The 17,282-nt window shown below is 52.3% G+C and carries 18 protein-coding genes and 1 pseudogene; 4 read left to right on the top strand and 15 right to left on the bottom strand.

Annotated elements, in window-relative coordinates; translation table 11 throughout:
• Positions 1 to 48: 48 nt before the first annotated feature.
• The 3 genes from torD to torC are packed head-to-tail and all read right to left on the bottom strand — an operon-like array spanning position 49 to position 4,348.
• On the bottom strand, positions 49 to 648 hold the full coding sequence (gene torD / locus FFT88_RS03470; protein ID WP_135404163.1) for a molecular chaperone TorD: 600 nt from the start codon (positions 646 to 648) through the stop codon (positions 49 to 51).
• Complete coding sequence (gene torA / locus FFT88_RS03465; RefSeq protein WP_135404162.1) at positions 645 to 3,179, bottom strand: trimethylamine-N-oxide reductase TorA; 2,535 nt, start codon at positions 3,177 to 3,179, stop codon at positions 645 to 647. Before torA ends, torD begins: the two co-directional genes overlap by 4 nt.
• Positions 3,179 to 4,348 carry a pentaheme c-type cytochrome TorC gene (gene torC / locus FFT88_RS03460; protein ID WP_135404161.1) on the bottom strand — a complete coding sequence of 390 codons (1,170 nt, stop codon included), beginning with the start codon at positions 4,346 to 4,348 and terminating at the stop codon, positions 3,179 to 3,181. The genes torA and torC overlap by 1 nt, the downstream gene beginning before the upstream one ends.
• A 131-nt stretch (positions 4,349 to 4,479) precedes the next feature.
• On the opposite strand from torC, the gene torR reads away from it, so the two are divergent.
• The 3 genes from torR to FFT88_RS03445 all read left to right on the top strand — a co-directional run bounded on the left by torR (position 4,480) and on the right by FFT88_RS03445 (position 9,094).
• Positions 4,480 to 5,172, top strand: a complete 693-nt coding sequence (gene torR / locus FFT88_RS03455; RefSeq protein ID WP_130205416.1) for a two-component system response regulator TorR — start codon at positions 4,480 to 4,482, stop codon at positions 5,170 to 5,172.
• Between the two features lie 32 nt (positions 5,173 to 5,204).
• Entirely contained in the window at positions 5,205 to 7,949 is a 2,745-nt protein-coding gene (gene torS, locus FFT88_RS03450; RefSeq protein WP_135404160.1) for a TMAO reductase system sensor histidine kinase/response regulator TorS, read from the top strand.
• Positions 7,950 to 8,020: 71 nt separating this feature from the next.
• Positions 8,021 to 9,094, top strand: coding sequence for a 4Fe-4S binding protein (locus FFT88_RS03445; RefSeq protein ID WP_135404159.1), 1,074 nt, complete (start codon positions 8,021 to 8,023; stop codon positions 9,092 to 9,094).
• Positions 9,095 to 9,142: 48 nt separating this feature from the next.
• Here the strand turns inward: FFT88_RS03445 and FFT88_RS03440 are convergent, their stop codons facing one another.
• From FFT88_RS03440 to cspG, 4 genes and pseudogenes are all read right to left on the bottom strand, one after another.
• Positions 9,143 to 9,316, bottom strand: coding sequence for an addiction module toxin, GnsA/GnsB family (locus tag FFT88_RS03440; RefSeq protein ID WP_130205410.1), 174 nt, complete (start codon positions 9,314 to 9,316; stop codon positions 9,143 to 9,145).
• Positions 9,306 to 9,541 (bottom strand): annotated as a pseudogene (locus tag FFT88_RS03435) (cold-shock protein). The gene FFT88_RS03440 and the pseudogene FFT88_RS03435 overlap by 11 nt, the downstream one beginning before the upstream one ends.
• The gene (locus FFT88_RS03430; RefSeq protein ID WP_130216139.1) at positions 9,510 to 9,698 is read right to left on the bottom strand and encodes a cold-shock protein; all 189 of its coding nucleotides are present in this window, start codon (positions 9,696 to 9,698) and stop codon (positions 9,510 to 9,512) included. The pseudogene FFT88_RS03435 and the gene FFT88_RS03430 overlap by 32 nt, the downstream one beginning before the upstream one ends.
• Before the next feature lie 10 nt (positions 9,699 to 9,708).
• Positions 9,709 to 9,921 (bottom strand): cold shock protein CspG, encoded by a 213-nt coding sequence (gene cspG, locus FFT88_RS03425; protein WP_000066493.1) that lies wholly within the window; start codon positions 9,919 to 9,921, stop codon positions 9,709 to 9,711.
• Positions 9,922 to 10,207: 286 nt separating this feature from the next.
• Here cspG and cspH point away from each other — a divergent pair, with 286 nt between their 5' ends.
• Entirely contained in the window at positions 10,208 to 10,420 is a 213-nt protein-coding gene (cspH, locus tag FFT88_RS03420; RefSeq protein WP_130205408.1) for a cold shock-like protein CspH, read from the top strand.
• Here the strand turns inward: cspH and FFT88_RS03415 are convergent.
• The 8 genes from FFT88_RS03415 to hyaC form a co-directional block, all read right to left on the bottom strand.
• Entirely contained in the window at positions 10,408 to 11,718 is a 1,311-nt protein-coding gene (locus FFT88_RS03415) for an AppA family phytase/histidine-type acid phosphatase (RefSeq protein ID WP_135404158.1), read from the bottom strand. The two genes, cspH and FFT88_RS03415, sit on opposite strands and share 13 nt — an antisense overlap.
• 80 nt (positions 11,719 to 11,798) lie before the next feature.
• A complete protein-coding gene (gene cbdX, locus FFT88_RS03410; protein WP_032161491.1) occupies positions 11,799 to 11,891 on the bottom strand; it encodes a cytochrome bd-II oxidase subunit CbdX in 93 nt (30 codons plus the stop codon).
• A 12-nt stretch (positions 11,892 to 11,903) separates the two neighbouring features.
• The gene (gene appB / locus FFT88_RS03405) at positions 11,904 to 13,040 is read right to left on the bottom strand and encodes a cytochrome d ubiquinol oxidase subunit II (RefSeq protein WP_135404157.1); all 1,137 of its coding nucleotides are present in this window, start codon (positions 13,038 to 13,040) and stop codon (positions 11,904 to 11,906) included.
• An 11-nt stretch (positions 13,041 to 13,051) separates the two neighbouring features.
• Positions 13,052 to 14,596: a cytochrome bd-II oxidase subunit 1 gene (gene appC, locus FFT88_RS03400; RefSeq protein WP_131162308.1), complete on the bottom strand. Its 1,545-nt coding sequence runs from the start codon at positions 14,594 to 14,596 to the stop codon at positions 13,052 to 13,054.
• A 134-nt stretch (positions 14,597 to 14,730) separates the two neighbouring features.
• A complete protein-coding gene (locus FFT88_RS03395) occupies positions 14,731 to 15,588 on the bottom strand; it encodes a hydrogenase expression/formation protein (protein ID WP_135404156.1) in 858 nt (285 codons plus the stop codon).
• Positions 15,585 to 15,983: a hydrogenase-1 operon protein HyaE gene (gene hyaE, locus FFT88_RS03390; RefSeq protein WP_135404155.1), complete on the bottom strand. Its 399-nt coding sequence runs from the start codon at positions 15,981 to 15,983 to the stop codon at positions 15,585 to 15,587. Before hyaE ends, FFT88_RS03395 begins: the two co-directional genes overlap by 4 nt.
• Complete coding sequence (gene hyaD, locus FFT88_RS03385) at positions 15,980 to 16,567, bottom strand: hydrogenase 1 maturation protease (protein ID WP_135404154.1); 588 nt, start codon at positions 16,565 to 16,567, stop codon at positions 15,980 to 15,982. The genes hyaE and hyaD overlap by 4 nt, the downstream gene beginning before the upstream one ends.
• A complete protein-coding gene (gene hyaC, locus FFT88_RS03380; RefSeq protein WP_001186409.1) occupies positions 16,564 to 17,274 on the bottom strand; it encodes a Ni/Fe-hydrogenase b-type cytochrome subunit in 711 nt (236 codons plus the stop codon). The genes hyaD and hyaC overlap by 4 nt, the downstream gene beginning before the upstream one ends.
• Positions 17,275 to 17,282 lie beyond the last annotated feature (8 nt).

Genomic DNA, 17,282 nt, shown 5'->3' with positions numbered 1-17,282 from the left:
CGGCTGTGCCATAATGCCTGATGCGACGCTTAACGCGTCTTATCAGGCCTACCAATCGGCATTATCTCTATTGGTTATCGCAAGCAATAACTGGCTTAGTGCCGTGTAAAAACCAAAGCTGTCATACTGATGGCAACGCACTGCAAACTCTGGTAACCATTGCCGCAGCGACGTCAGTGTTTTTTGCCGCAGATTGTCAACTTCCTGTGCAGGTACAATCCCCTCTCCCCGGGCAAAATGCAGATGACTTAACAACTCAAGAAAAATCGCCAGATGATCTGCCGGTTCGTTGAAATTGCCACTGGTGTCCATCCCAGCCTCAGCCAGTAAGCCTTTGATCACCTGTGGGTCCTGCTGATACGCCGATGCATACGGCAGTGCCGCCTGCCTGTCAGTCATCAAAAACAGGCCGCAAAAGTCGGCGGCCAGTTCCAGACGGGCGTCGTCACGTACTGTCAATGCAGCAATACTTTTCTCCAGCTCATTCACCGCCGCAGTCAGCGGCGGCTCGCGTTTCAGCAAAGAAAACCATTCAGCCATCTGTGCACTGGCGATTTGCGTCAGTTGTTCATCGTCCAGTTCACGGGAGAACAACTGCGCCAGCCAGGCATAGACACAAGCATTCTGTTCCACCGTTAGTGAAGTCATGATTTCACCTGCGGTGCCGGAACATATTCGCACTGTGCCACCATCTCAATCGGACCGCTAAACGCCGTTACCTTTTCTATCGGACCGGTGAATTTTTCAATTTCCACAATGGTCGTATGTGAGCTGGTGGCCTGCGCAAGTTGCGAAGTCCCGATGTCGGGCGTAAGCACATTAGGGTTACCGTATTTACACAGCGCATTGAGCTCACCGCCTTTATCCGGATCATACCAGGCGCCTTCATGGATCCGGATCACGCCTGGTGCATAGAGATCAGAAACCACCGCGCCCACCAGAACCTGCCCCCGATCGTTAAAGACTCGCACCACATCACCGTTAGCAATCCCACGCGCACGGGCATCCTGCGGGCTGATATATACCGGCTCTTTACCCGCTACGCTGTAATGCTGACGCAGTGTTTCAGATTCACACAGTTGCGAGTGGACGCGATAATCGGGATGCACCGATTGCAGATGCAGCGGATACTTCTGCGAACCTGGTCCACCGTGGGAACGTTCAATTTTCTCAAACCACATTGGATGCCCCTGACAATCGTCATAGTGCATGTCGGCGATAGTTTGCGAGTAGATCTCAATCAACCCGCTCGGCGTCCCCAGCGGTTCGAGGTCGGGATCTTCGCGGAACGCCTGATGACGCACGAACATCTGCGGATGGTCATAGACCACGTACTCTTTACTGTTCCACAGCTCATCAAAGGTCGGTAAATGGATGCCGAGTCCTTTGGCCTGCTGGAGCGCGTCCTGCCAGATGCGCTTGAGCCAGCCCATCTCATCCAGCCCTTCAGTAAAGGCTTCCTCACGGTCAAAGCGGCGGCACAACTCGCGGAAAATATCAAAGTCGTTGCGCGCCTCAAATTGCGGCTGCACCACCTGTTTAGTGGTGATAAGCCCGTGGCTGGCATAGTCACCAAACTGGTCGAGATCGTTACGCTCAAACTGTGTGGCTGCGGGTAATACAATGTCGGAAAAGCGGCAACTGGAGGTCCACTGGTTATCAATGGAAATCACCGTCTCCAGCTTGCGCCAGCCTTCGATAATGCGGTTGATCTGCTGATGGCGGTGGAACGGATTGGTCCCGGCGAAAACACACATTTTCAGCGGCGGCAACTTAACTGTTTTGCCGTCCCAGTTGATCTCTTTCCCCGGTTCCAGAATGGCGTCGATATAACGGGCCGTTGGGATGGTGCTGCTGTAACCTTTGTAATCGTTGTTGTTATGAACTGGCGGAATTTTCGTGGCACCGGGAAAACCGCTCAGGATAATCCCTTTACGGCCTGGCACGCCTGAGCCGCTGCTGTGCCAACTAAAACCAAAACCGCCACCTGGCAGGCCAATCTGCCCGAGCATTGCCGCCAGCACCACAATCATCCATGACCACTGCTCGCCGTGCTGCATACGTTGGGCGCACCAGCCGGCCATAATTTGCGTTCTTGTGCTCGCCATTTTCCGCGCCAGCATGCGGATCGTTTCGGCGTCAATGCCACACAGTTTTTCTGCCCAGACGGCATCCTTCGGCTGGCCGTCTTTCTCACCCAGCAAATACGGCAGAAATTGCTCGAAACCGACGCAATAATCAGCAATGAATTGTTTGTCGTACAGATTTTCGCTGTACAGGGTATGGGCCATCGCCAGTTGTAGCGGGACATCGGTTTGCGGGTTAACAATAATATGTTTAACGTGCTCACGCCCCAGATATTCATGCGTTGAACTGACCACCGGGTCGATGCTGATAACTTCGATTTCGCCCGCCGCCACCTTTTCTTTCAGTTGCTCGTAATATTCATAAACATCGTGAGACGGGCAGCGGAAATTAACCTGCTGATTCTTCACCAAATCGGTGCCCCACATGACGATGATTTTACTGTTTTGCAACACTAACGGCCAGGATGTTTGCTGTTCGTAAACTTCCATTGACCCCACCACCCGCGGCAGGATCACCTGCGCTGCTCCGGTGGAATAGTCACCGCCGGTGCTCACTTTATTGCCATGTAGTGCGATGGCTTTCGACAGCATTCCCCCGGCGCTATGAAATTTACCGGATGATTGCCCGCCGCTGGCGGTCAGTAACGCACTGGGGCCATAGGTTTTTTGCACCCGTTCCAGTTCTTCATAGAACATGTCCAGGGCTTCATCCCAAGTGACGCGGACAAAACGGTTATCACCGCGCTGAGTGGTGTCACTCAGATGGCGCTTACGCAGCCAGTCGACTCGTACCATTGGGTAGCGAATACGCGCCGGATTGTGGACGTGATCCGGCAGCCCGGCGATAATTTTCGTCGGGTACTTATCCAGTTCGAACGGTTTCACCGCCACAAAGCGCCCGTCTTTCACCGTCGCGCGAATGGCGCCAAACCGCGAACCGGTCAGGATACCTTCTTTCGACGTAACAGCCTGCGCTGCGTTAACACGGCGTGGAGTTAACAGCGATGGCCCCAGCATTCCGGCCAGCGTTAAGCCACCAAGCTGGGTAAGAAAACGTCGACGTGATGCCTGAAAAATGTCTTTATTTTTCATTATTTTCCTTCCTTATCGCTGTGAGACTTCCCTGCGGTATCCGACGCATGCATTTGCAGATATTTCAGCATGGTGCGTTCTTCCCGTTTATCCAGGCTGGTAAAACCAATCATGCCGTTGATTTGGCCGATCCAACCGTTGGCGTCGTAATGGGTGGTTGCCGACGCGCCGTGGCACTGTTTACAGGCGCTGCTGTACAGCGTATCGCCATAGGCCCAGATTGGTTTGATGTCGTCGACCATATCGCCCTTCTTCAACCATGCGGTGGCCTGCATCTTACTCCACTCGGTTTTGGTGTCAGCAACGGTGGTTTTCTCCAGCATTTTCGCCTGCTGCTGGATATCGCCGCGAATGGATGCGACAAAAATCCGTTTGCCGGGCAACTCAGTCAGAACCCGCTGAGTCCCAGCGCTTTCCGTCCAACCGATGATAGCCACCTGCAACCAGTCGCCGTCACGTTTAAGTACTTTCACCTCAGAGGCTGGCAGCAGTGAACCCGTCGCGTCTTTATCATCCTTTGCTGCATAAAGCGGCTTTATATCTATAGAATAAAGGATGTCTTTATCATCTCTGGCGCTGGCGCGTAGTTCTTCGAACTGTTTACGCGAGCCGCTGCTCATGTCCGGCAGCTGATGGGCAATGCCTTTATGGCAGTCGATACAGGTCTGATTATCTTTCGCTGCGGCGGCCATTTGACGTGCGGCTTCCGGATGCTGCTTCGCATGATCCATCGCGTCGTAGTTATGGCAGGAACGGCAGGTCGCTGAATTGTTCTCTTTCATCCGCGCCCATTCGCGCTCGGCAAGTTCTGCGCGTTTAGCGTTGAATTTCTCAGGGGTATCGATGGCGTGACCAATAACGGTCTGATACACCTCATTACTCGCTTCCAGTTTCCGCTTCAACATTCCCGGTAAATCTGACGGGACATGGCAGTCATGGCATTCAGCTCGCACGCCAGAAGCATTCTGGAAATGCGCCGACTTTTTATATTCTTCATACACCGGCGTCATACTGTGGCAACTGACGCAAAACTCAGTGCTGCTGGTGGCCTTGATCCCGAAGTGAGGTAACACAATCAAGGCAATACCGATCACAATCCCCATCAGCACCAGCGCTAACACCGACCAACGCGCACTTGGCCGACGCAGCGCACTCCATAGTCGTCTCATAATAACTCCTGTAAAAATATAATTTGGCAACTGTGATCTTAATAAGCAAATATGAATAGCGGCACTCGTCAGGATGAATGGCTTATGACAGCATATGAATGGATATGAACAGGAAGATCGGGAAAGCAGGGATGTCACACCATATTGTCATTGTTGAAGATGAGCCTGTGACGCAGGCACGTTTGCAAAGCTACTTCATCCAGGAAGGGTATCTCGTGTCGGTCACAGCAAGCGGCGACGGACTACGGGAAATTATGGAAAACCAGCCTGTTGATCTCATTTTGCTGGATATTAACCTGCCCGATGAAAACGGCTTAATGCTTACCCGAGCCCTGCGCGAACGCTCAACGGTGGGGATTATTCTGGTGACCGGGCGCAGCGATCCTATTGATCGAATTGTCGGGCTGGAGATGGGCGCCGATGATTATGTCATCAAACCGCTGGAGCTGCGTGAACTCGTGGTACGGGTAAAAAATCTGCTCTGGCGTATCGATCTGGCCCGTCAGGCCAACGCTCTCTCTCAGGATAACTGCTATCGTTTTGCCGGATATTGTCTGAATATCTCACGCCACACGTTGGATCAAGACGACCGACCTATCAAACTCACCCGCGCGGAATACGAAATGCTGGTGGCCTTTGTCACTAATCCCGGCGAGATCCTCAGCCGTGAACGACTGCTGCGTATGCTCTCCGCCCGGCGGGTAGAAAACCCCGATTTGCGCACCGTGGACGTATTGATCCGCCGTTTGCGTCATAAACTCAGCGCCAACCTGTTAGTTACGCAGCATGGCGAAGGGTATTTCTTAGCCGCTGATGTCTATTAATCCACCGATTCAGGTAATGTGGTGCACCAAGGATGATTTTCACTCTGGCCAAAAGATTGTGGATGGCGTTTGCCCTGATGGCATTGCTGACGCTGGTGAGTATCTTTGTAGGTTGGTATAACCTGCGCGTTTTAACCCAAAGCGCTCAGACCAACACTCTGGCCCTGATCCCAACCATGAATATGGCCCGTCAGTTGAGTGAGGCCAGCGCGTGGGAACTCTTTACCGCCCAAAATCTGAACAACACGGATAGCGTAGAGATGTGGCAATCCCAGGGGAGGACGTTATCGGCGCAGAAGCTGAAAATTGACACCCTGTTGCAGGGTCTGCGCGAGAAAGGGTTTGAGACAATAGCCATTGAACGGCAAGCCTATGAGATTGACCACTCGCTACGCCAGCAAGGTGATCTGGTCGGCCAGCGGCTGAAACTCCACGATCAACAGCAACAACTCAGCCAGCAAATCGTCGCCGCGGCCGGAGAAATCGCCAACATCGCGCAATCCCAGACCCATTACATTGCAATCGCCACCGCATCACCGCAGTCTGGCCCGCAAAGTGTGTTTGGCCACAATCATAACAGGTCGGCGGAGAGCGCCGTCGAACAGTGGGTTGCTGGCGATCGTGAGTACGTCAGGCAGATGCACGAAATGCGCTTTAGCGCTCTGCAAATACAGCATTTCGTTATGAAACTGGAGCTGGAGGAAAGTGAAAAAAATAAGAACAGGCTGCCTGTTCAATTGAAAAACGCCCTTAACAGGGTACAGCTTCAACAAAGGCGCATTAAGGCCCCACCGGTTCGCGCGCAGGCTGAAAAGGCGCTGGAGACAGTACAACGATATGTCGAGTTACTGGCGCTCTACCAACGAGAAAAAGCACTCAATACTCACCTGCAGACGCTGACGCAAAATAATATTGTGCAGTTTGCACAGTTCAGCAACGAAGTTAATCAGTTGGTCGCAACCATTGAGCAGCGTAATCGGGCCGGACTTACACATCTGGAAAGCGCCAGTGAACATGTACGGTTTAACCTGCTACTGCTGGGCGTCGTTTCACTTTGCTCATTGATTCTGATCCTCTGGCGCGTGGTTTATCGCTCAGTCACGCGCCCTCTTGCCGAACAAACGCAGGCGCTGCAACGCTTGCTGGATGGTGATATCGACTCCCCTTTCCCGGAAACCGCTGGCGTGCGGGAATTGGATACCATCGGGCGGCTGATGGATGCTTTTCGCAGCAGTGTTCATGCGCTTAATCGCCACCGCGAACAACTGGCGGCGCAGGTCAAAGCGCGCACTGCCGAATTGCAGGAACTGGTGGTAGAACACCGCCTGGCACGGGCCGAAGCAGAAAAAGCCAGTCAGGCAAAATCGGCGTTTCTGGCAGCAATGAGCCATGAGATCCGCACTCCGCTGTACGGAATTCTCGGCACCGCGCAGTTGCTGGCAGATAACCCGGCGCTTAACGCCCAGCGTGATGATTTGCGGGCGATTACCGACTCTGGCGAATCATTGCTGACCATCCTCAACGATATTCTCGATTATTCGGCTATCGAAGCAGGTGGCAAGAATGTTTCGGTCAGTGATGAGCCCTTTGAACCGCGCCCACTGCTGGAAAGTACCCTGCAATTAATGAGCGGACGGGTTAAAGGTCGTCCGATTCGACTGGCAACAGAAATTGCCGACGATATCCCAACCGCATTAATGGGCGATCCGCGCCGTATTCGCCAGGTTATTACCAATTTGTTGAGTAATGCCCTGCGTTTCACCGATGAGGGGCAGATTATCCTGCGCAGCCGCATTGATGGCGAGCAATGGCTGGTCGAAGTGGAAGACAGCGGCTGTGGTATTGATCCCGCGAAACTGGCTGATATCTTTCAACCGTTTGTTCAGGTGAGCGGCAAGCGCGGCGGCAGTGGACTGGGGCTGACTATCAGTAGCAGTCTGGCTCAGGCGATGGGCGGCGAACTGACCGCCACCAGCAGGCCGGGAGTTGGAAGCTGTTTTGGCTTACGGTTACCGTTACGTGTTGCCACTGCGCCTGCACCAAAAACAGTCAATCAGGCGGTGCATCTGGACTGTTTACGATTACTGTTGATTGAAGATAACCCGCTAACGCAGCGTATTACCATCGAGATACTTAACACCAGTGGCGCTCAGGTCGCGGCCGTGGGAAATGCCGCGCAGGCTTTAGAGACGCTGCAAAATAGTGAACCGTTTGCTGCCGCACTGGTGGATTTTGATCTGCCGGATATCGACGGCATTACACTTGCCCGGCAACTTTCGCTGCAATATCCGTCGCTGGTTTTGATTGGCTTTAGCGCCCATGTCATCGACGAAACGCTGCGCCAGCGTACCAGTTCGCTATTTCGCGGAATTATCCCTAAACCGGTGTCGCGTGAAGTGCTTGGTCAGTTACTGGCGCACTATCTGCACCTGCAAACACATAACCATCAACCACTGGATGTATCGCAGCTCAATGAAGATGCGCAGTTAATGGGGGTGGAGAAAATCCACGAATGGCTGACATTATTTAAACAACATGCCCTGCCGCTTCTCAATGAAATGGACACTGCCCGCGCCAGACACGACAGCGACAAAATCAAACGTGCCGCGCATCAGTTGAAAAGCAGCTGTGCCAGTCTGGGCATGCGCAGTGCCAGTCAGTTGTGCGGACAACTTGAGCAGGAACCATTAACCGCGGTCCTGCCGCGTGAAGAAATTACGCGTAGCATCGCTGCCCTGGAACTGTGGCTGAATAAGAAAGCCCCGAACCCGATGTGAATCAATATCATCCCGTTAAGAAAACTTAGAATAGTGGCATTTGGTATGCAACTTAACGGGCGGGCAAAATTATGACAGAGAAAAAAAGAATCCGCTGGCAGCGACGGCCAGGCACGACGGGCGGTAAATTACCGTGGAATGACTGGCGCAATGCCACGACCTGGTGTAAAGCGACGCAATTATTACTGTTGGCAATCAATATTTATATTGCCGTCACCTTTTGGTACTGGGTGCGCTATTACGAAACGGCAGGTAATACGGCATTTGTCGCCAGACCGGGTGGCATTGAAGGTTGGCTGCCGATTGCTGGTCTGATGAATCTGAAATACAGCCTTGCAACAGGTCAGTTACCTTCCGTGCACGCCGCCGCGATGCTGTTATTGGTCGCTTTTATCATTATCAGCTTACTGCTTAAAAAAGCCTTTTGTTCGTGGCTATGCCCTGTTGGTACGCTCTCTGAATTAATTGGCGATCTCGGAAAAAAACTGTTTGGTCGACAATTCGCCCCTCCACGCTGGCTGGATATTCCTCTACGCGCGGTGAAATATTTGCTATTAAGCTTTTTTCTTTATATCGCGTTATTCATGCCCGCCCAGGCGATTCACTATTTTATGCTATCGCCTTATAGCGTGGTGATGGACGTTAAAATGCTCGATTTCTTTCGCCATATGGGGAAAGCCACATTAATCAGCGTGACGGTTTTGCTGATTGCCAGCCTATTTATTCGCCATGTCTGGTGTCGTTATCTCTGCCCATATGGCGCGCTGATGGGACTGGTTTCGCTATTATCGCCGTTTAAGATTCGTCGCAATGCCGAAAGCTGTATCGACTGCGGTAAATGTGCGAAAAATTGCCCATCACGGATCCCGGTCGATAAATTAATTCAGGTCAGAACGGTGGAATGTACCGGTTGTATGACCTGCGTGGAGTCATGCCCGGTGGCCTCAACATTGACCTTTTCACTGCAAAAACCTGCGGCAAATAAAAAAGCCTTTGCGTTGTCTGGCTGGTTAATGACGCTACTGATTCTGGGGATTATGTTTGCGGTGATTGGTTACGCAATGTATGCGGAAGTATGGCAAAGCCCGGTGCCGGAGGAGTTGTACCGACGCTTAATTCCACAAGCGCCAATGATTGGTCACTAAATTAGCAACAAGCGGAACATCACCTCGCACGGGGTGATGTTCACAAAATCACATTATTTTGATTTTGACATCATAACTTTCAAGCCCGGTCATTTTCTCCCGCGCGGTGAAGCGAATTTCAGAGACTTCTTTCCCTGTGTTCTTGTTAAATTCGGCGATTTTTTGCGCGATGAAATCTGAGATTTCCGTTTCGGCTTGTTTTTTTAGCTCTTCAATATTCACTGTTAACCTCTTCTGGTCTTAAAAGACAGCAACACGCCAGTAAGGTGTTGGTTCCCGGTACCTGGTCAGGTAAGAAATGTTATAAGCTATCTCCCTGAAAGATTCAATAATCAACAGGTTATCGCTTATTATACATACAGAGTTGAGGAAAAATAAGCCAGATATAAAAAAGGCTCCACGAGGGAGCCTGATATTATTTGGTGAAATCCAGTGGTGTCTGGTCAGTGCGTATTTGCAATGCGATGTTATCAAAGGTGATCATCGTCGATTTGCAGAAAATACACTTTGCACCTAAAGGGTTTCGCTCCGTCACATCGAATGCCGATGTGCGGTACTGTGAACCATGACAACATGGACAGCGGAAATGGAGATGCTGAGTAATAGCGGCAACCTTAGAGCGTAACAACGTTCGCTGCCGAGGGACCACGTTGCCCCTGCTCAATAGAAAATTCGACTTTCTGATTTTCGTTCAGCGTGCGGAATTCATTGCTCTGGATGGCGGTGAAATGGACGAAAACGTCCTTGCTGCCATCATCAGGAGTGATAAAGCCGAAACCTTTATCTGCGTTAAACCATTTTACTAAACCAGTCATTTTATTAGACATATTTTTACTTCCTTCATTTTGGGCCTTTCGGCAAACAGGGCTTTAATACAGAAACTACTTAGTGTTCAGGAGAGAGACTCAAAAGAAGGGGATAATGCCTGATAATGAGAACTGCTTTAGTAAACTACTTTGTATGCTGTCTGTCTTTCAAACCGACGCAGCTATTAACGCATGATAAATAAGATTAAGCAAACTTTATTTTGGCCGTCCAGCGGTCTTAAATAAAACTGGCTTTATTTTATTTAGACCGTATAGTGCAGCGCAGATTTATCAGTAAGGAATTTGTTTGTCCCGTAAAATGACAGGAATTGTCAAAACCTTTGATCGCAAAAGCGGCAAAGGATTCATCATCCCCTCCGACGGTCGTAAAGAAGTCCAGGTCCATATTTCCGCATTCACCCCCCGCGACGCAGAAGTGCTCACCCCAGGGTTACGCGTGGAATTTTGCCGCGTCAATGGCCTGCGTGGCCCCTCAGCGGCAAACGTCTATTTGTCCTGATGGAGAGTGCATGCCGGAATGCGTGCTTCATTCACGATTTGCGTAAAACCAGCCAACGAACACATGCCCTGCGCGTTTCTTTCCTCACATTCTGCCAGTGTCAGTTTTACCTCTCCAGGCGGCGTTTTTAGCGACAACGGAGTTTTGTCACGCATCTGCTGTAGGGTCTGGAATACCAGCGATACCTGAATCCACTGGCTGTTATCACTAAGTCGCCGCCAGCGTTCAAAAACCAGTTCGCCCCCCGGTGGGGTATTATCCGGCTGGCCTGGTAGCGTCCAGTTAAGCTCTAACGCGCCCCCCAGATTCGCCAGATTAGTGTCGTGTCCGGCAATAAATAGCAGTGAAGTGGGTAATGTCACGCCATAAACCTGTTGTTGCGTGTTATTTGGCGTCAGCGCCGTCAGTACTAAATCCAGCAACGGCGTGGCACGACTACGGGCAACATCTGGTGTCCGTTGCAGCAAATAAAACTGCGCGTTATGCAGACTTAGCAAGGTGTTCCACTGGTGTGAATCAGTAATTCGTCCCCAGCCAGGCTCCGGCATTCCCTGTGCCTGTTGCAGGAGAAATATCTCCGTCAGCATTGAAGCCAGGCTTGCCGCACCGGTCAGGGATACATTGTCATCACTCACTTTGAGTTCGGACGGCAATGCCTGAGTCAACGTACAACTTTCGTCCTGATTGTCTCGTTTAAGGCACAGATTTGATTGCTGGAAATTGAGAACCTGCTCCAGTTCGCGAAATGCGGTTTGCCGATGCTCGGTAAACTCCGCTATCGATCCCCCTGCTCTACTGAGAATAGTCGCGGTAACGTTCGGCTTATCCAGTTGGCAAACGCCAGTTTTAAGGGGATTAAACAGGGGATCGGGCCGGGAAGTATCTGGCTGGGTATGTACTGTAATCGTACAGTTGGGTGCCAGCCCGGCAGCAAAGGCTTCACCTGTTTTACGCGTACGTTCATCGACATCCGCAATAATCGCAACCTGATCAGGTTTCGGGCAGCCATTTTTTGCCAGTAAACCGTCAGCGACCAGGCGTTGGCGTTGATAATGCCCAAGATAAGTGACCAGTTCGCCGCCACGCGGGGTCAACCAGCCCAATTTCACCGGCCACTCAGGCCATGTGTCTGGAGTGACATCCTGCATGAGTGGCGTGGCTTTGGTGGGCGCACGCACGCCATGACGGCTGACAATCACCACCCGCTCCAGCTTCAGTTCCGGCTCACTCTGAGCGAATGCAGGTGGCGAGGTTAACGGAATCAGAAGAGATAAAAATGGGATCAAAATCGCTTTCATCGATATGTTTCCGTTTTTCATATCCGACATGACTGCCTGATGCGACGCGTCGTATCAGGCCTAAGTTCGTTGTACGCCAGTCATCCCTTCAGACGCGGATCCAGCCATACCAACACGACGGTAGAAAGCGAACACATCAACAAAATGCCGACGAACCACAATAGATACCACATTGTTCATGCTCCTTAGTACAGCTCATGATCGTGACGGCGCAGCGTTTCAGTCGTCATACGACCCCACATTTTGTAGTAGCTCCATAAAGTGTAGAGCAACACTATTGGCAAAAATATCAGTACAATTACTAACATAATGCTAAGTGTCAGTTGGCTGGAGGTACTGTCCCATACGGTCAGGCTGGATATCGGACTGATACTCGAAGGCATAACAAAGGGAAATAACGTAACGCCAGCGGTGAAAATCACACCAAATTGCATCAATGACGCCATCAGAAATCCCCAACCGGGGCGACCACGGTAAATTGCCATCGCCGTCAGTAACGGGCAGAAGAAACCGAGCAGTGGGAAGATCCACAAAACTGGCGATTCGATGAAGTTATTCATCCAGGCGCCTGGCAGTACCGTCACCATTTTCATCAGTGGATTGGACGGACCGTTGACATCCTGAGCGAGTAACACAAAGCCATCAATACCGACCCACAGCCAGTAACCCGCCAGCAGGAAGCAGAGCATCACCAGCAGCGCAGCGTGTTTGGTCGCCAGTTGTGAACGCAGATGAATAGCGCCAACGGTTTTCAGCTGCAACCAGACGCCCCCTTGCAAAATCACCATACCCAGACTGAGCAAGCCGCACAGCAAAGGGAATGGCGTCAGCAACTGCCAGAAGCTACCGAGATAATCCACGCGTAATTGCGGAGTGAAGGCAAACGGCACGCCGAGCAACAAGTTGCCGAAGGCGATACCAAAGACCACTGGCGGGACCAGACTACCAATGACCAGACCGGCATCCCACATTTTGCGCCAGCGGGCATCCGCTATTTTGCCGCGATAATCAAAAGCTAACGGGCGGAAGAACAGCGAGCACAGCACCAGGATCATCGCCACATAAAAGCCAGAAAACGCCGCTGCATAGACTCTGGGCCAGGCGGCAAATAATGCCCCACCTGCGAGGATCAGCCAGACCTGGTTACCCTCCCAGTGAGCGCCAACGCTGTTGATCACTATCCGACGTTCATCATCGTCACGCGCCACCAGTGGCAGCAGACAACCGATCCCCATGTCAAATCCGTCGGTGACCATAAAGACCACCAGAATGACGCCCATCAGCAGCCACCAGATGAACCGTAATGTTTCATAATCAAACATGACTCTCTCCTTTACCCCTGTTGCTGCGCTGGTTGTTCACTCTGCATCGCACTCGGCCCCAGGCGGGCATATTTCTGCATCAGGTAGACTTCGGCGATTAAGAACAGGGTGTAAAGTCCTACGATCATAATCAGAGAGAAGGCCAGTTGGCCCGTGGTTAATGCAGAGTGCGCGGAGTATGTCGGTAAGATGTCCTGAATCGCCCACGGCTGACGACCAAACTCGGTCATAAACCACCCGGCTTCAATGGCAATCCACGGCAGTGGCAAACTCCAGAGCGCCATTTTCAGCACCCAGCGATGTTGATCGATTTTGCCGCGCAGCGTCTGGACGAGCGCAATCAGCATCACCAGTAACAGCAGCGAACCGCAGCCAACCATGATGCGGAAACTCCAGAATACCGGCGCCACTTGCGGGATTGCGCCACGCATCGCCGCCTGGTACTGCGCAGCAGTGACATGATTCATATCCGGTGCATAGCGGGAGAGCAGCATGCCGTAACCGAGATCGCCTTCTAACTCGCGAAACGCCTGTAATACATGCGGCTCGCGGTTGCCCTGCGATATCTCCTGCATTAACAGCCAGGCTATGCGTCCCCGTTGCAGCCGTGGGTAGGTTTCAGCCATCAAATTTTTCAGCCCGGGAACAGGTTTATCCAATGAATGAGTGGCGAGGATGCCTAACAGGGCCGGGATTTTAATGGCAAAAGCGTTGCGTTCTTGATCTTGTTCCGGCCAGGCAACGAGATGGAACGGCGCGGGTGCAGGTTCGGTTTGCCACTCCCCTTCCATCGCCGCCAGTTTTACCGGCTGTACTCGTGCGACCTCATATGCAGAGCTGTCTCCGAGTTGCAGCGCGCCGATTATCGCCAGGGTCCCGAAGACAGAACCGATGGCAAACGAGCGGAGTGCAACGTCGCGCTCCCGCCCACGCAGCAAATACCACGCGCTGATCGCCATAATGAACATTGCCCCGGTCACATAACCTGCCATCACCGTGTGCACAAATTTCACCTGGCTGACAGGGTTAAAGACCAGATCGCTGAAGCTGGTCATCTCCATACGCAGGGTATCGATATCGAAATGCGCCCCGGTCGGGAACTGCATCCAGCCATTGGCATTCAAGATCCACAATGCGGAGATATTTGAACCGAAAGCCACCAGCCAGGTGACCAACAGGTGTTGGTATTTATTCAGGCGTTGCCAGCCGAAGAAGAACAGACCGACAAAAGTGGATTCGAGGAAGAAGGCCATTAATGCTTCCATCGCCAGCGGTGCGCCGAAAATGTCGCCTACATAGTTGGAATAGAATGACCAGTTAGTACCAAACTGAAACTCCATCGTCAGGCCAGTGGCCACGCCGAGAGCAAAGTTGATACCGAAGAGCTTACCCCAGAAACGCGTCATATCGCGGTAGATTGTTTTGCCGGTAACCACGTAAATAGTTTCCATGATGGCCAGCAAAAAAATCAGCCCCAGGGTAAGGGGCACAAATAAAAAGTGATACAGCGCGGTCAGCGCAAACTGCCAGCGCGATAAGTCAATAACATCCCACATGCTAACTCCTGTAGGCGAAGAGAGGGTAATAACCCTTTAATAGTAGATCCCTCTTTTTATCCTTACAGTTTGTAGGTAGTTGTATTCGCTAATTGCGATATTCACAGGACCGAAAGCGATATTTGCCACCGTTTTTACTGTTGTGCGCTTTCCACCAGCCACTGACAAACCTCGCCGAGACGCTGCGCAGAGTCCGCCAGATCTTCCGGCGCAGCCAGCACAACTTCGGGTATCGGGCAGATTTCATAACTCTCAAGCAGCGGGCCTTTTAAGGTGTCCATACAGCGTAAATGCCAGACATGGCGTAATCCCGTAGCGTTGATATAGCTCTCGCCGTAGCCAATGGTCCGAATCTGAATATTGCCCGATCCGCAAAGACGCGACAGAAAAAGCCGGTCAGCTTCGCTGATGGGTAACTGCGTCAGATTAATACTGTGCGGCTGCGCGTCAGGATTACGAACATGTGCCAGTAATTCATGCGCCAACGGTAGGCCATTCATCAGGCCATCAATGGGGGGCGGTAATAGCGAATCTGTCGGCAGCGCGTTTTGCGTTGCCGCCTGCCACAACGCCAGCGGCGCGCAACCAGCCTCCAGTTTGTCCTCCAGCAACTGTTCGCCGCGACGTCTGCGTACACGCCATAATCCACAGAAGATCGCCTCCTGAATTTCACTTTCACTGCCGTCAGCGTGCTGGATGCGCACTGACACTTCCCCTTCCCCAAGCAGCGTATTGATGAAATGACGATCGTCGGCGTTGAGATTTAACAGCTCGACTGCCAGCACCTCACCCAGCGGCGGCTGGCGTTCGCTTAGTTGATGTTGTAACTCGTTTAACAGCGCAATCACCTGCGGGCTATGCACACATTGCTCCAGTGCCGCCATACTTGGTTCATCATTCACCTGACAGGTAATCGGCAATGGATTCATACTGAAACTGTCGTCGCCAGGTTGTGTTCCCGGTCCCAGCAGATGGAAGAAAGTGTCGCTCATGAGGCTCGCTCCTGTTGCGGTTCGACAAGCCCACGCATCAGGTTTATCAGCTCCGCCCACGGGTGAATGCCGTTCAACACGCCGCGATAGCGACCGCCGGTAAACACCAGGGCGGCGGGAAAGCGAAAAACACCAAAGCGATCGCCAATGGCTTCGCTTTGCGCAAGATCGGCAATCGCCACCTTCCACGCATAGTCTGGAAACTCGCGCAGTAGCTCGCCGATCATTACCGGATTGTCGCTGACTTCAGGCGTCCGTTTTGGGTCACTGCTTAACAACACCACGCCGTCTGGCGTTTGCGTAAGCCAGTCATCAAGATGGGATTCACTGACCGGCGTCCAGCCACGCGCCAGCATTCGTTGCCACAACGCATCAAATGGTGTGTCGTTGCTCATCCCTGCTCCTCCAGCGTCATCCGGTACTGGCGCAAACGAACGCCTTCGTAATTTTCCATCGACAGACAGTCATAATTGAGACAACGAGACTCCTCAGTCGGTTGCGGTACAACTCCCCACTCAGCCAGCTGGACCAGCGCCGCCTGTTCCGCAGCGTGCAGTTGCTCTCGCGCCAGTTCGCTCAGGCTGCCGCCGTAGTCGTCGAGCATCGCCGGTTGCAGGCCGACGAGGGCAATATGTGCTGGCAGATGTCCGCGGATATCTGCCAGCGCCAGCACTTCGGAGAAACTGTTCTGGTGCAGGCTCATTTTCTTCGCGCTGAGATAGGCCGGAATACGTTCTCCGGCATAGGTTCGTAGCGTTCCTGGCTCCAGCCCATAATCAATGGCATCGAGAATCAACAAGTGGCTGGCGCTTTCGACATAGCCCAGCAAGTTCAGCCCCTGAGTGCCGCCATCAACAATCTCCACTTCCTCGGGCCAGTGATAATGGGCATACAGCCGTTCCGCCACCCGCACGCCGAAGCCTTCATCGGCCCACAGCAGGTTGCCCAGCCCCATTACCACCACGCGTTGCTCGCTCATGAACGCTCCTTGTTGCTTTTGACTTTAAAAAATTTGTGGCTGCGGTAGCCGTTCACCATGGTGGAGATCACCGTGTCATCAGACATGATGTCTTCACGCAGCGCCATGTAGACATGACCGATCACAAACGCGCCAATCAGCCACATCCCCAGCCGATGCCAGCTGTGAATGTCCATTGAGTTGCCGCCCGTCCAGTAGAAAAATTCCACCACGTAACGGAACGGTGTGAAGATGGCGTACTGACTGTGCTCGCTGAACAGCGCAAAACCGGTGACGATCATAAAAACGGACATCAGAAAATAGCCGAACATCGCGGCCTGGGCGATGGGATTATGACCAATATCAGCACTCGGGCGTTTGGCCAGAAACAGATACCAGCGGATTTCATACCACACGCCCAGCCACCAGCTTTTACGCCACACTGGCACGATGAACAGCTCGCGGGAGTAGCGATTACCAACAAATGCCCAGTAGATCCGCATCAGTAATATCACGGTAAAAATCATCCCGGCGCTGAAGTGAATTAACCGTATGTACCCCATGTAGAACAGATAAGTCGCCTCGCCGCTGACCGAAGGCAGCGGTTTGCCAATAAAGTAGCCAGTAACCATCAACACTGCCATGCACAGCACCGTCAGCCAGTGCCAGATCCGCACGGGCGCTTCAAAGACATAGTGGCTGACAACGTTGTCGCTTTTCTGTTGCATGATGATTC

This window comes from Escherichia sp. E4930 (genome assembly GCF_005845405.1).
Lineage (GTDB): Bacteria > Pseudomonadota > Gammaproteobacteria > Enterobacterales > Enterobacteriaceae > Escherichia.
This window is presented reverse-complemented; position numbering and strand designations above follow the sequence as displayed.

Excerpts from the sequence above, each read along its gene's own strand:
- appC (WP_131162308.1), bottom strand. The coding sequence starts at position 14,596 with ATGTGGGATGTTATTGACTTATCGCGCTGGCAGTTTGCGCTGACCGCG.
- cbdX (WP_032161491.1), bottom strand. The coding sequence starts at position 11,891 with ATGTGGTATCTATTGTGGTTCGTCGGCATTTTGTTGATGTGTTCGCTT.
- torS (WP_135404160.1), top strand. The coding sequence starts at position 5,205 with ATGATTTTCACTCTGGCCAAAAGATTGTGGATGGCGTTTGCCCTGATG.
- FFT88_RS03445 (WP_135404159.1), top strand. The coding sequence starts at position 8,021 with ATGACAGAGAAAAAAAGAATCCGCTGGCAGCGACGGCCAGGCACGACG.
- hyaE (WP_135404155.1), bottom strand. The coding sequence starts at position 15,983 with ATGAGCAACGACACACCATTTGATGCGTTGTGGCAACGAATGCTGGCG.
- FFT88_RS03395 (WP_135404156.1), bottom strand. The coding sequence starts at position 15,588 with ATGAGCGACACTTTCTTCCATCTGCTGGGACCGGGAACACAACCTGGC.
- FFT88_RS03415 (WP_135404158.1), bottom strand. The coding sequence starts at position 11,718 with ATGAAAGCGATTTTGATCCCATTTTTATCTCTTCTGATTCCGTTAACC.
- cspG (WP_000066493.1), bottom strand. The coding sequence starts at position 9,921 with ATGTCTAATAAAATGACTGGTTTAGTAAAATGGTTTAACGCAGATAAA.
- appB (WP_135404157.1), bottom strand. The coding sequence starts at position 13,040 with ATGTTTGATTATGAAACATTACGGTTCATCTGGTGGCTGCTGATGGGC.
- hyaC (WP_001186409.1), bottom strand. The coding sequence starts at position 17,274 with ATGCAACAGAAAAGCGACAACGTTGTCAGCCACTATGTCTTTGAAGCG.
- torA (WP_135404162.1), bottom strand. The coding sequence starts at position 3,179 with ATGAAAAATAAAGACATTTTTCAGGCATCACGTCGACGTTTTCTTACC.
- hyaD (WP_135404154.1), bottom strand. The coding sequence starts at position 16,567 with ATGAGCGAGCAACGCGTGGTGGTAATGGGGCTGGGCAACCTGCTGTGG.
- torD (WP_135404163.1), bottom strand. The coding sequence starts at position 648 with ATGACTTCACTAACGGTGGAACAGAATGCTTGTGTCTATGCCTGGCTG.
- torR (WP_130205416.1), top strand. The coding sequence starts at position 4,480 with ATGTCACACCATATTGTCATTGTTGAAGATGAGCCTGTGACGCAGGCA.
- torC (WP_135404161.1), bottom strand. The coding sequence starts at position 4,348 with ATGAGACGACTATGGAGTGCGCTGCGTCGGCCAAGTGCGCGTTGGTCG.